The sequence below is a fragment of the Pseudomonas sp. GW531-T4 genome, from assembly GCF_017349615.1.
GTDB lineage: Bacteria > Pseudomonadota > Gammaproteobacteria > Pseudomonadales > Pseudomonadaceae > Aquipseudomonas > Aquipseudomonas chlororaphis_I.
In genome coordinates this window covers 52,446-65,785 of the sequence record NZ_JACMZT010000021.1, presented here as the reverse complement: position 1 = coordinate 65,785, position 13,340 = coordinate 52,446, and the positions used below count along the sequence as shown (strand labels likewise).

General features: G+C 61.8%; 9 protein-coding genes and 1 pseudogene. 3 read left to right on the top strand and 7 right to left on the bottom strand.

Annotated features, from left to right (window positions below):
• Nucleotides 1–45: 45 nt before the first annotated feature.
• The 3 genes and pseudogenes from ntrC to J4D28_RS17995 form a co-directional block, all read right to left on the bottom strand.
• Nucleotides 46–1,482 (bottom strand): nitrogen regulation protein NR(I), encoded by a 1,437-nt coding sequence (gene ntrC / locus J4D28_RS18005; RefSeq protein WP_007929941.1) that lies wholly within the window; start codon nucleotides 1,480–1,482, stop codon nucleotides 46–48.
• Entirely contained in the window at nucleotides 1,479–2,564 is a 1,086-nt protein-coding gene (gene glnL, locus J4D28_RS18000) for a nitrogen regulation protein NR(II) (RefSeq protein ID WP_009046535.1), read from the bottom strand. The genes ntrC and glnL overlap by 4 nt, the downstream gene beginning before the upstream one ends.
• Before the next feature lie 358 nt (nucleotides 2,565–2,922).
• A pseudogene (locus J4D28_RS17995) lies at nucleotides 2,923–3,144 on the bottom strand (MFS transporter); the annotation flags it as partial.
• A gap of 280 nt (nucleotides 3,145–3,424) precedes the next feature.
• Here J4D28_RS17995 and J4D28_RS17990 point away from each other — a divergent pair.
• Nucleotides 3,425–4,540 (top strand): bifunctional transcriptional activator/DNA repair enzyme AdaA, encoded by a 1,116-nt coding sequence (locus J4D28_RS17990; protein ID WP_009046543.1) that lies wholly within the window; start codon nucleotides 3,425–3,427, stop codon nucleotides 4,538–4,540.
• On the opposite strand, the gene J4D28_RS17985 is transcribed toward J4D28_RS17990, so the two are convergent.
• The 4 genes from J4D28_RS17985 to glnA form a co-directional block, all read right to left on the bottom strand.
• Nucleotides 4,512–5,027 (bottom strand): DUF4124 domain-containing protein, encoded by a 516-nt coding sequence (locus J4D28_RS17985; RefSeq protein WP_041985466.1) that lies wholly within the window; start codon nucleotides 5,025–5,027, stop codon nucleotides 4,512–4,514. The genes J4D28_RS17990 and J4D28_RS17985 overlap by 29 nt on opposite strands.
• Before the next feature lie 88 nt (nucleotides 5,028–5,115).
• Nucleotides 5,116–5,658, bottom strand: a complete 543-nt coding sequence (locus J4D28_RS17980; protein WP_103331341.1) for a chorismate mutase — start codon at nucleotides 5,656–5,658, stop codon at nucleotides 5,116–5,118.
• An 86-nt stretch (nucleotides 5,659–5,744) separates the two neighbouring features.
• Nucleotides 5,745–7,778 (bottom strand): hypothetical protein, encoded by a 2,034-nt coding sequence (locus J4D28_RS17975; protein ID WP_103331342.1) that lies wholly within the window; start codon nucleotides 7,776–7,778, stop codon nucleotides 5,745–5,747.
• Nucleotides 7,779–7,939: 161 nt separating this feature from the next.
• Nucleotides 7,940–9,346 carry a glutamate--ammonia ligase gene (gene glnA, locus J4D28_RS17970; RefSeq protein WP_007929953.1) on the bottom strand — a complete coding sequence of 469 codons (1,407 nt, stop codon included), beginning with the start codon at nucleotides 9,344–9,346 and terminating at the stop codon, nucleotides 7,940–7,942.
• 330 nt (nucleotides 9,347–9,676) lie between these two features.
• Between glnA and thiI the strand changes: the two genes are divergently transcribed.
• Nucleotides 9,677–11,131: a tRNA uracil 4-sulfurtransferase ThiI gene (thiI, locus tag J4D28_RS17965; RefSeq protein ID WP_009046548.1), complete on the top strand. Its 1,455-nt coding sequence runs from the start codon at nucleotides 9,677–9,679 to the stop codon at nucleotides 11,129–11,131.
• A gap of 139 nt (nucleotides 11,132–11,270) precedes the next feature.
• Nucleotides 11,271–13,091: a translational GTPase TypA gene (typA, locus tag J4D28_RS17960; RefSeq protein ID WP_009046549.1), complete on the top strand. Its 1,821-nt coding sequence runs from the start codon at nucleotides 11,271–11,273 to the stop codon at nucleotides 13,089–13,091.
• The last annotated feature ends 249 nt before the right edge of the window (nucleotides 13,092–13,340 follow it).

The window sequence follows — 13,340 nt, the reverse complement described above, 5'->3', positions numbered from 1 at the left end:
CGGCCTTATCGCAGCCTGCGGCAGCGGCTACAGGCTCACAGCGGCTCAGCCCTCGTCGCTGTCGTCGTCATCCCCGCCGTCGACCTTCATCCCCAACTCCTTGATCTTGCGCGTCAGGGTGTTGCGGCCCCAGCCCAGCAGCACGGCGGCGTCGCGACGGCGGCCGGCGGTGTGCTTGAGGGCGGTCTCGATCATGATCCGCTCGAAGCTCGGCACCGCGCTGTCCAGCAGGCTCGACTGGCCGCGTGCCAGGGCCTGGTCGGCCCACTGGCGCAGGGCCTGCTCCCAGTTGGTCACCGGCGCCGAATCCTGCGGCAGGCTCAGCAGCTCCGGCGGCAGGTCGCTGATATGCACCTCGCGACCCGAAGCCATCACGGTGATCCAGCGGCAGGTGTTCTCCAGCTGGCGCACGTTGCCGGGCCACGGCAGGTTCTTCAGGTATTCCTCGGTCTCGCTTTTCAGCAGCTTGGGCTCGACGGCCAGCTCCTGGGCGGCGCGGCTGAGGAAGTGCTTGGCCAGAGTCGGGATGTCTTCGCGACGGTCCGACAGGCGCGGAATATGGATGCGGATCACGTTCAGGCGGTGGAACAGGTCTTCGCGGAACTTGCCGGCGTGCACCAGGGTTTCCAGGTTCTGGTGGGTCGCGGCGATGATGCGCACGTCGACCTTGACCGGCGTATGCCCGCCGACCCGGTAGAACTCGCCGTCGGCCAGCACCCGCAGCAGGCGGGTCTGGGTGTCGGCCGGCATGTCGCCGATCTCGTCGAGGAACAGCGTGCCGCCGTCGGCCTGCTCGAAGCGCCCACGCCGCAGGTTAGCGGCGCCGGTAAACGCGCCTTTTTCATGGCCGAACAGCTCGGATTCCATCAGGTCCTTGGGGATCGCCGCCATGTTCAGCGCGATGAACGGCGAAGCCGCCCGCGGGCTGTGGCGGTGCAGGGCGTGGGCCACCAGCTCTTTACCGGTACCGGACTCACCGTTGATCAGCACGGTGATGTTGGAATGGCTGAGGCGACCGATGGCGCGGAACACCTCCTGCATCGCTGGCGCTTCGCCGATGATCTCCGGAGTGCGGGCCAGCGCGGGGATCACCTCCAGGCCTTGCTGTTCCTGGGCATGCTGGTTGGCGCGCTTGACCAGCGACACCGCTTCGTCGACATCGAACGGCTTGGGCAGGTACTCGAAGGCGCCGCCCTGATAGGAAGCGACAGCGCTGTCCAGGTCGGAGTGCGCGGTCATGATGATCACCGGCAGGCGCGGATGTTGCTCGCGGATCCGCGCCAGCAGGTCCAGGCCACTGGCGCCGGGCATGCGGATGTCGGAGATGATCACGTCCGGCTGCTGGCGGGCCAGGCGACTCATCACACCATCGGCGCTATCGAAGCTCTGGGTGGTCATGCCTTCCTGTTGCAAGGCTTTCTCCAGAACCCAACGGATAGAACGGTCGTCATCGACGATCCACACGGTTTCACTACGGCTCATGTCGATGGGGCTCCTTGTTCCAGTGGCAGAAAGATCGAGAACGTGGTGTGGCCGGGATGGCTGTCACACTCGATCAGGCCCTGGTGCTGGCTGATGATGTTCTGGGTAATGGCCAGGCCCAGCCCGGTACCGTCCGGACGGCCGCTGACCATGGGGAAGAAGATGGTTTCCTGGAGTTCCGCGGGGATCCCCGGGCCGTTGTCGATGATCTCGATCTTGGTCACCAGGCGATGGCGCACGTGGCCGATGGTGAACTGGCGCATGGTGCGGGTACGCAGGCAGATGCGGCCCAGGCGCAGCTCGTTCTGGCTGCTGATGGCCTGCATCGCGTTGCGCACGATGTTGAGCACCGCCTGGATCATCTGTTCGCGGTCGATCAATACATCGGGAATGCTCGGGTCGTAGTCGCGCACCAGGGTGATGCAGCCCTGGCTTTCGGCTTCCACCAGGCTGCTCACGCGCTCCAGCACTTCGTGCACGTTGCACATGGCCAGCGACGGCAGCTTGTTGGAGCCGAGCATACGGTCCACCAGGTTGCGCAGGCGGTCGGCCTCTTCGATGATGACGTTGGTGTAGTCCTTGAGGTTCTCGTCCGGCAGTTCGCGGGCCAGCAACTGGGCGGCGCCGCGAATCCCGCCGAGGGGGTTCTTGATCTCGTGGGCCAGGCCGCGCACCAGCATCTTGCTGGTTTCCTGCTTGGACAGCTGGGCCTCTTCCTTGGTGATCCGCAGCAGGCGGTCACGGGGATGGACTTCGAGCAACAGCAGGGTGTCGCCATTGCTCAGGATCGGCGTCACGGCGTAGTCCACGGTCAGGGTCTGGCCGGTCAGCGCGGTGAGCATGGCTTCGCGCTTGGTGAACGGATGCGCCTGTTCCACCGCCTGGCGCAGGGAGCTCAGGGCTTCGGCCGATTCGGTGAACAGTTCGCTGATGAATTGCCCATGGCTGCGCTGGCCACTGATGGCCAACAACATCTCCGCCGCCGGGTTCATGTACTCAAGGCGCAGGTCGGCGTTGAGCAGGATGGTCGCGGTGGTCAGGTTGTCGAGTAGCAAGCGGTGCAGTTGATCGCTGATGGTCATGGGTAAATGTTGACCTCTTTTGAAACAAGGCAATCCCGGGCCGGCCCAGGATTGCGCGCGCGAATAAGGCGCTGGTATCGAGAAAATGCAAAAACCAAACCAAGGCTCCGAAAAGAAGCGCTCGAGCCCTGAAACGGACGTTTAAAGTTCTCTTTCTCAGCGTTTTGCCGGCTGCGCTGGGTACTTTCGAACCAAAATGGGCTGCGGATGGATGAAGGTGCAGTTTGATGCACCAATATAGTGCGATTTGTCCGAGGCTGCGCTAAAGAATGGCCAGCGGCACGCCGGGCCGAAAATTTTCGGCGCACGCAAAAAGGCCCGCTTGCTGCGGGCCTGGAAGAATGCGGCGGATGGCGTCTCAGTGGGCGGGCTGGGCGTCCTTGTCGATACTCGGTGGCAGCGTCGCGGGATCCTCGATCAGCGGCGTGGCACGGGGTTCCCGGGCCAGTTCGTCGGCGTCCGCCTGCTCGGCGGTGGACAGGTCGGCGGCGTTGTGGCCGATGCGCTTGAGCAGCAGGAGCATGCACACCAGGGAGACCAGGGCATAGCAGGCCGAGGCGATGGCCACGCCGACAATGCTTAACGATGGCGCGGCGGTGTGGTTGCTCGGCAGCCGCGAGATCGGCATGGAGCATGGGGTCGTGCCCATGGCGCGAATCCTCTCATCGGCCTCGGTCAGCCTGTGCGTGGGCGTGGCCATGGTGATCGAGCGCGCCTGAGGTTGAGCTACCGCTCGGCGTTGTTTCACGCCGGGCGCAAAGTGGGGGCACCGTTGGCGAATCAACGCCTGATTTGCGGCGGCATCCGTTGCGGCGCTGCTCTACAGTGCACAGACATTCCCTCTGGTGCTGGAGACGGCCATGGACAACGCCCCCTTGCTGTTCCAACTGCCCGACGACGACACCCTGTACCGCGCCTTGCTCGAACGCGACCCGGCCTATGACGGGTTCGCTTTCGTCGGGGTCAAGAGCACGGGCGTGTTCTGTCGGCTGACCTGCGCGGCGCGCAAGCCCAAGCGCGAAAACACGGTGTTCTTCAGCTCGATCAAGGCCTGTGTCGAGGCCGGTTTTCGCGCCTGCCTGCGCTGCCGTCCGCTGGAGCAGACAGGTGCCCAGGAGCCCTTGGTCAAGCAGCTGCTGGCCTTGCTGGAACACAATGCCGACAAGCGCTGGTATGAAGGCGACCTGATCGAGCTCGGCTTCGACCCTTCCACGGTGCGCCGGGCCTTCAAGCGCCACTTCGGCGTGACCTTCCTGGAAATGGCCCGGCTGCGGCGGATCGGCGAGGGCATGCAGCAACTGGCGGGCGGTGCCAGCGTGATCGATGCGCAGATCAGCGCCAGTTTCGATTCCGACAGCGGCTTTCGCAGTGCCTTCACCCGGCTGCTCGGCCAACCACCGTCGAACCTGCGCGGCCGCGAACTGCTCAAGGCCGACTGGCTGCAAACCCCGATCGGCGTGATGCTGGCGGTGGCCGATGCGCAGGCCCTGCATCTGCTGGAGTTCTTCGACCGCCCGGCATTGGCCACTGAGCTGAAGCGCCTGCAAGAGCACACCGGCTCGACCATCGGCTTCGGGCGTTTTGCCCCCATCGACCAGATCGAGAGCGAATTGCGGCGATTTTTCGCCGGGGAGTCGGCGAGCTTTACCACGCCGCTGGCGCTGAATGCTTCGGCCTTCACTCGCACGGTGTGGCAGGCACTCAGGGCCATTCCTCCAGGCGTTACCCGCAGTTACGCCGAGGTGGCGAGCAGCATCGGTTCGGCCTCCGCCGTGCGGGCCGTGGCCCGGGCCAATGGCGCCAACCAGATCGCCATCGTGATTGCCTGTCACCGGGTGATAGGTTCCGACGGTTCGCTCACCGGTTATGGCGGCGGGCTGTGGCGCAAACGCTGGCTACTCGAACATGAGCGGCGCCTGTACGCGCAGGTTCAGGCGCGACAACACCTCAGGGCCGATGAACCCGTTGCAGGGTGAAGGTCAGCGGCGGGCTTTGCTGGATCACCCGCTCGCCATCGAGCACTTGCACCGCCAGGCGGTGCTCGCCGCGATCGATGTTCACCAGTTGCAAGCTCGGTACGTTGCCGGGCTGACCGTAAGGCTGGTCGTCCAGCAGCAGGCGCAGGCGATGCTCGTTGAGCAGGGGCGGTTGCAGGCGCACCTCGACCTCGAAGGTGCCGTTATTGGCACGCACCACGCCGCCATCCGGCACGCCGCTCAGCTCCAGGGTGGTGTAGGCCGGTGCGCGGCTGGGTGGCGTTTGTACTGGATCGACGCCGGGCGGTGTGAGCGGCCTGGGCGCCTCGATGCGGTTCAGCGGCGCCAGCTCGACGGCCTGGCCGGGCACGCCGGCCGGCGGCTGGTCGCTGTAGGCGGTGTTGCCGTGGGCGTCGGTGTAGCGGTAGATCTGCGCGGCGGCCGGCAGGGCGGCCAGCAACAGCAGGTAGAGACAGTGCACACGCATGGCAGCTTTCCTGGGCGCTGGGGTCGGCGGCTTCAAGGATGGAAGTGCCTCCAGCATAGAGCCGCAGACCGGGCCCGGGTTCGCCGCTTCAACCTTTGAACACACAAAGCTCGGCGGTGGCGCGGATCAGCGCCAGTTGGCGCAGTGGTGCCCGATCACCTTCGTGGGTGGCCTGGGCCAGCCATTGTGGGCAGTGCGGGTCGTTGCGGTGGGGGCTGAAATCCGCCAGTTGCTGCAGCAGGCGTTTTTGTAACCGATCAAGTTGCGGGCGGATCTGTCCCACCAGGTCCGGGCGCGGCGCGTCCGGTGCCTGGCCTTGCAAGGTCCATTCGGACAGATGGGCGTACTGCACCAGCTTGTTGGCCTCGATCTGCGCGGCGAAGAACTGTTCCACCGCCGCGCCGTCGAGTTTGTAGGCCGGCGCCTGGGCCACCGCGCCGGCAATCACCTCACGCTCGCGGGGGCGGTCTTCCACCGGCTTGTGGCTGTCCCATTTGCTCAGGGCCACCTGGTCGGCGATGGCCAGGCGTTCTTCGATGCTGGCCAGCAGAGGGCTGAGGGTGGCAGGGGCGGCGCAGGCATTGCCGGCCAGCAACAGGGTCAACAGGGCAAGGCAGAATCGCGAAGTCATGGATAGTCTCGGCTTCTTGGGGACAAGTCGGCGGCCATGATGCACGCAAAACCGCAGTGCCTGGCAAGCGTCGGGCACAAGATGGATCATTGGCCGGCCGCGGCGGTCGCGGGCGCCCCGCAATCGGTCGGGCTGGAAGACAGTCGCTTGCCGCTTTCGTCATAGATGATCCGGCAGGCGCTCAAGCCGTTGTCGATCAGCTCGCGGCTCTTGACCACGCCGTTGCGGTGATAGCACAGCTGTTCGCCGGTCAGTTGGCCGTCGGACTCATGACTTTTCACCTGTTGCTGGTTGATGGTCATCCAGGTGAAACCCACCGAGTTTTTCTGGCACTCGACCTGCCCATTGTCGTAGTAGGTGCGCTGAGTGATCTGGTCATTGTCGCCGATGATCTTCTCGCGGATCTTTTGGCCTGTTTCATAGTTGTACTCGATGGAGCCTTGGGGGCTGCCAAAGAGAAAGTCCGTTTCCCAGGACAGCTTTCCGTGGGTGAACCGCCGTTGTTTTCCACAGCGTTCGACGGTTGAACCGCGCTTGTCGAAGCGGCACCAGTTGGCTTCTTCATAAAGCACTTCGTCCTGATCGTATTGTTTCATCAGGCCGACAAAGCGCCCTCCCTCGAAGCGTCCGACCGTGGCCGGCGTACCGTCGCGCAGGAAGGTCAGGTGAGGGCCTTCGTAGCGATCGTTGTGCCAGGAAATATCGCTGATCAGCTTGCCGTCTTCGCTGTAACCCAGTGAGCGGCCTTCCCGTTTGCCATTCTCATATTGCTGTGAGTACTGCAGGTTGCCGCTGGGGCTATAGCCTTCGCGGGTACCGGACAGCACATCTGCTTTGTAATGCTCGATCAGGACCAGCACGCCGTTGGCGTCGGTTTCGCGCAACTCACCGTCTTTTTTATCGGCGACGAAGTTCACGCTCTGGTTATGGCCCTTGTCTGTCTTGAGTATCCACGGGCCGCTTTTCAGGCCGTTCTCGAAGCTGCCGCGACCTGCTTGGGTCACCCATGGCCCTTCGCGTTTGTCGTTGCGGTAGCTGCCGCTCTCCGTGGAGCCGTCCACCCGCTCTTCGCTCGGACCGTCGAGCACACCCTGGACATAGGTCTGGAAGCCGGTGACAGCGGATTCGCCTCCTTCGTCGTAGGACAGCACCCAGCGTCCCTCACGCAGATCGTCCCGATACTCGCCGGTAGCGGTTTGCCAGCCGTAGGACTCAGTCCACTGGCCTTGGCGTTTGCCATCGACAAAACGGCCGTGGGTCCAGCCATCGTCTGGGTTGGAAAAACTCCATTCGCCGGTGCGTTGGCCGTGGGCATAGGCACCCTGGGCGATGACGGCACCGCCGAAACTGGAGTACTCCACGTAGGCCCCGTCCTCACTGCCAGTGAAGCGCTGCGGCTCGGTCTCCCAGGCGATGTGGCTGGCCCGGTAGTTGTACAGCAGGGGCTCGCCCTCCGGCGCAGGCGCTTCGCCGCGCCAGTAGGTGGCGGTGAGAAAGCGTCCGTCTTTTTCGACGAAGGTCTTTTTGTAGCGGTACTGGTCGGCTCCGGGCGGATTGGCGGTGATGGGCTGCCCGTTAGCGTCGAAATAACCCACCAGGGTGCCGGCCGAATGGTCGAGCTGGTCGAATTCGTCGATACCCGAGTCTTCGTAGAAGTAGCTGTAGTTCAGTGGCGTCAGCTGGCGCAGGGCCTGTTTCACCGTCGGGGCATCGAGCTTCTTGCGGTCTTTGGCGATGCGCTCCAGGGCGGGCTGCAGTTTCTCCAGGCGCCGGTAGAGGCGGTCGTTTTCGTCATAGCGATAGGCATGCAGGCGGTATTGGCCACGCTGTTTGAACAGCACCAGGCGGGTCAGGGACTCATCATCCAGGGCGATGTTGAACACCGACTCGATGGTGGCATCGCCGAAGTCGTCCAGCAGCTGCGGTTGGCCCTCGTCCGGGTCGACCGAGTAATAACCTTTGACGCTGCCGGCCTGCTTGATAAAGGCCAGGGTCGCCGAGCTTTCCGCCAGGCCGGTGATCAGCGGGTGGGCCAGGGATTTGTCAGCATAGAAAGGAGCGGCCTGGGTACTGCCGAACGCCAGGCAGGCGATCAGGCCGAGAGAACGAGTCCACTGCATACGAATCCCTTCGTCGAGGCGCCGGACAGCGGGCGCGAGAGGCGCGGATTATCCATGGATGGCTGGCCTGGGGGAATGCTCCGGGGCGATGGGCGGGCAATAAAAAAGGCCTCCCGAGGGAGGCCTTTTCTTGTCACGCCGCGTGGGGCGGCGCTACCGGATCAGCAGCTGTAGTACAGCTCGTATTCCAGTGGGTGTACGAAGGTACGGACCTTGATTTCTTCTTCGCTTTTCAGGGCGATGTAAGCGTCGATGAAGTCGTCGCTGAAAACGCCGCCTTTGGTCAGGAACGCACGACCTTTGTCCAGCTCTTCCAGGGCTTCTTTCAGGCTGCCGCAAACTTGTGGGATCTCTTTCGCCTCTTCAGGCGGCAGGTCGTACAGGTTTTTGTCGGCCGCATCGCCAGGGTGGATCTTGTTCTGGATACCGTCCAGGCCAGCCATCAGCAGGGCAGCGAAGGCCAGGTATGGGTTGGCAGCCGGATCCGGGAAGCGTGCTTCGATACGGCGGGCTTTAGGGCTCGACACGTAAGGGATACGGATCGAAGCGGAACGGTTGCGAGCCGAGTAGGCCAGCATTACCGGAGCTTCGAAGCCTGGTACCAGACGCTTGTAGGAGTTGGTCGAAGGGTTGGTGAAACCGTTCAGGGCCTTACCGTGCTTGATGATGCCGCCGATGAAGTACAGGGCGGTGTCGGACAGGCCGGCATAACCTTCGCCAGCGAAGGTGTTCTTGCCATCCTTGGAGATGGACATGTGCACGTGCATACCCGAGCCGTTGTCGCCGTACAGAGGCTTAGGCATGAAGGTAGCGGTGCGGCCGTAGGCATCGGCCACGTTGTGTACGCAGTACTTCAGGGTCTGAACTTCGTCGCCCTTGTTGACCAGGGTGTTGAACTTCACGCCGATTTCGTTCTGGCCGGCAGTCGCCACTTCGTGGTGGTGAACTTCGATGACCAGGCCCATTTCTTCCATGGCATTACACATGGAGGTACGGATCTCGTGGTCGTGGTCGAACGGAGGAACCGGGAAGTAGCCGCCTTTGACGCCTGGACGGTGGCCTTTGTTGCCGCCTTCCACGTCCTGGTCGGACATCCACGAGCCTTGCTCGGAGAAGATCTTGAACATGGAGCCGGAGATGTCGGACTTGAACTTCACTTCGTCGAAGATGAAGAACTCAGGCTCTGGGCCTACGAATACGGTGTCGCCGATACCGGTGGACTTCAGGTACTCCTCGGCACGCTTGGCGATGGCGCGTGGGTCGCGATCGTAGCCCTGCATGGTCGAAGGTTCGATGATGTCGCAGACCAGGATCAGGGTCGGCTCTTCGGTGAACGGGTCCAGGACGGCGGTTTCGTCAACCGGCATCAGGATCATGTCGGAGGCTTCGATGCCTTTCCAGCCAGCGATGGAGGAACCGTCGAACATTTTGCCGATTTCGAAGAAATCGTCATCCAGCGCATCACGGGCCGGCATGGTCACGTGGTGCTGAGTGCCTTTGGTGTCAGTGAAGCGCAGATCAATCCATTTGACGTCATGATCTTTGATGAGTTGAACCGACTTCGACATAGTGTCCTCCGGGTGGCTTCGGGCGAGTGTTGGTGTGCCCTTAGAATGTGGGTGATGCCGGCGCAGATACTCTGCCATGGCAACCTGCCTCACAAGGGAGCAAATTGCATGCCAGTGCCCTGAGTTGGGTTTTATGCCCCAAACTCACGCATTCCGGGCGCTATTTGGGCCAGATTGGCAAACTGACGCACCGCAATGTTGCGTTTTTATCTGGCGGCGACCCGTTTTGGTGCACGAAAAACCGAGTGCACATTAATTGGTTAAACCTTGAGCAATTTCCGCTATAATCCGCGCCCCCCTTTTTCGGCTGGCCCAGCGCGCGCTGTTTTCATGAAACTAATCGTTAAAGTTTTCCCGGAAATCACCATCAAGAGCCGCCCGGTACGGACGCGTTTCATCCGTCAGTTGGCCAAGAACATCCGTGCCGTGCTCCGCGATCTGGACCCGGCCGTGGTGGTCAATGGTGTGTGGGACAACCTCGAGCTGGAAACCGCCGTCAGCGAGCCGAAAGCCTTGAAGGAGATGACCGAGCGCCTGAGCTGCATGCCGGGCATCGCGCATTTCCTGCAGGTCGATGAATACCCGCTGGGCGACTTCGACGACATAGTTGCCAAGTGCAAGCAGCACTTTGGCGAGGCCCTGGCGGGGAAAGTTTTCGCCGTGCGCTGCAAGCGCGCCGGCAAGCATGAATTCAGCTCCATGGATGTGGAGAAATACGTCGGCAGCCAGCTGCGCCGGCAGTGCGGCGCCGCCGGAATTTCCCTCAAAGAGCCGGAAATCGAAGTGCGGATGGAAATTCGCGACCAACGGTTGTTCGTGATCCACAGCCAGCACAACAGCATCGGCGGTTATCCGCTGGGCGCCCTGGAACAGACCCTGGTTTTGATGTCCGGCGGTTTCGATTCCACGGTGGCGGCCTACCAGATCATGCGTCGCGGCCTGATGAGCCACTTCTGCTTCTTCAACCTGGGCGGGCGTGCCCACGAATTGGGCGTGATGGAAGTCGCGCACTATATCTGGAAGAAGTACGGCAGCTCCCAGCGCGTGCTGTTCGTCAGCGTGCCGTTCGAGGAAGTGCTCGGCGAAATCCTCGGCAAAGTCGACAACAGTCATATGGGCGTCATTTTGAAGCGTATGATGTTGCGTGCCGCGTCGAGCATCGCCGACCGCCTGCACATCGACGCGCTGGTCACCGGCGAGGCGATTTCCCAGGTGTCGAGCCAGACCCTGCCGAACCTCTCGGTCATCGACTGCGTAACCGACAAGCTGGTGCTGCGCCCGCTGATCGCCAGCCACAAGCAGGACATCATCGATCTGGCCAACGAAATCGGCACCGCCGACTTCGCCAAGCACATGCCGGAGTACTGCGGGGTCATCTCGGTGAACCCCAAGACCCACGCCAAGCGCCATCGCGTGGAGCACGAAGAGAAAGAATTCGACATGGCGGTGCTCGAGCGTGCGATCGAGCGGGCCAAACTGGTGCCGATCGATCGGGTAATCGACGAACTGGGCCAGGATTTGCAGATCGAAGAAGTCAGCGAGGCGCTGGCGGGGCAGATCGTGATCGACATCCGTCATCCGGATGCTCAGGAAGACGACCCGCTGGAGTTGGCTGGCATCGAGATAAAAGCGCTGCCGTTCTATGCATTGAATGCACGCTTCAAGGAACTGGACCCTACTCGCCAGTACCTGCTGTATTGCGACAAAGGCGTCATGAGTCGCCTGCATGCTCACCATCTGCTCAGTGAGGGACATGCCAATGTGCGCGTTTATAGACCGAGCTAAGTGCCCGGGGCTGTTTGCCTGTGGCTTGCGTCACCGGCCCCCCGACGCCACCGTCAAGCTGTAACGGCCTTGCCGGACTCTATTGTTAATCGCTGCCAGCAGTTGTCAGCACACCGAATCCTCTGATCGAGATACACAAGTGATCGAAAATCTACGCAACATCGCCATCATTGCTCACGTTGACCACGGTAAAACCACCCTGGTAGACAAACTCCTGCGTCAATCCGGCACCCTGGAGCGCAACGAGCTCAACGACGAGCGCGTGATGGACTCCAACGACCAGGAAAAAGAGCGCGGTATTACCATCCTGGCCAAAAACACCGCCATCAACTGGAACGGCTACCACATCAACATCGTGGATACCCCGGGCCACGCCGACTTCGGCGGCGAAGTTGAGCGCGTAATGTCGATGGTCGACTCCGTTCTGCTGCTGGTCGACGCCCAAGACGGCCCTATGCCGCAAACCCGTTTCGTGACCAAGAAGGCTTTCGAAGCCGGCCTGCGTCCGATCGTGGTGATCAACAAGGTCGACCGTCCAGGCGCGCGTCCTGACTGGGTTCTGGACCAGATCTTCGACCTGTTCGACAACCTGGGTGCCACCGAAGAACAGCTGGACTTCAAAGTCGTCTACGCCTCGGCCCTGAACGGTATTGCCGGTCTGGACCACACCGACATGGCTGAAGACATGACCCCGCTGTACCAGTCGATCGTCGACAACGTTCCGGCTCCAGCCGTTGACCGTGACGGTCCGTTCCAGATGCAGATCTCCGCTCTGGACTACAACAGCTTCCTGGGTGTGATCGGCGTTGGTCGTATCGCTCGCGGTCGCGTCAAGCCGAACACTCCGGTCGTCGCTATCGACACCGAAGGCAAGAAGCGCAACGGCCGTATCCTGAAGCTGATGGGTCACCACGGTCTGCACCGTGTGGACGTTGAAGAAGCCGCTGCCGGCGACATCGTCTGCATCAGCGGTTTCGACGAGCTGTTCATCTCCGACACCCTGTGCGATCCGACCGCTGTCGAAGCGATGAAGCCGCTGACCGTCGACGAGCCGACCGTTTCCATGACCTTCCAGGTCAACGACTCGCCATTCTGCGGTAAAGAAGGCAAGTTCGTGACCAGCCGTAACATCAAGGAACGTCTGGACAAAGAGCTGCTGTACAACGTTGCACTGCGCGTTGAAGAAGGCGACTCGGCCGACAAGTTCAAGGTTTCCGGCCGTGGTGAGCTGCACCTGTCGGTACTGATCGAAACCATGCGTCGCGAAGGTTTCGAAATGGGCGTTGGCCGTCCTGAAGTGATCATCCGTGAAGTCGACGGCGTGAAGCAGGAACCGTTCGAAAACGTCACCATCGACATCCCTGAAGAATCCCAGGGCAAGGTCATGGAAGAAATGGGTCTGCGTAAGGGCGACCTGAGCAACATGGTTCCGGATGGCAAGGGCCGTGTACGCCTGGAATACAACATTCCAGCCCGTGGTCTGATCGGTTTCCGTAACCAGTTCCTGACCCTGACCAACGGTGCAGGCATCCTGACCTCGATCTTCGATCGCTACGCTCCGATGAAGTCCGGCCACATGTCCGGCCGTCAGAACGGCGTACTGGTTTCGGTCGAGACCGGCAAGGCACTGACCTACTCCCTGGAAACCCTGCAGGCGCGCGGCAAGCTGTTCGTCGAGCACGGCCAGGAAATCTACAACGGTCAGATCGTTGGTCTGAACAGCCGTGACAACGACCTGGGCGTGAACCCAACCAAAGGCAAGAAGCTCGACAACATGCGTGCTTCGGGCAAGGACGAAACCATCGCCCTGGTTCCGCCGGTTCGTTTCACCCTGGAACAGGCTCTGGAATTTATCCAGGACGACGAGCTGTGCGAAGTGACTCCTAAGTCCATCCGTCTTCGCAAGAAGATCCTGGACGAAGGCGAGCGTACCCGCGCTGCCAAGAAAGCCAAGAACTGATCCTTTAGTTCAGGCTGAATAAAAACGCCCCCGGTCGAAAGGCCGGGGGCGTTTTTTTTGATCTGCGAAAATGAGCTGATTCCTGTAGCCGCTGCCGAGCGCCAGCGAGGCTGCGATCGGCCGCGTAGCGGTCGTCAAGCGGTGTATCTGAAACTCTGCGGTGGCCCGTACTGCGGCTGCTTTGCAGCCGTTCGCAGCTTCGCCAAGGCTCGGCAGCGGCTACAGGGTGGCAGGGTTACGCGGGGAACA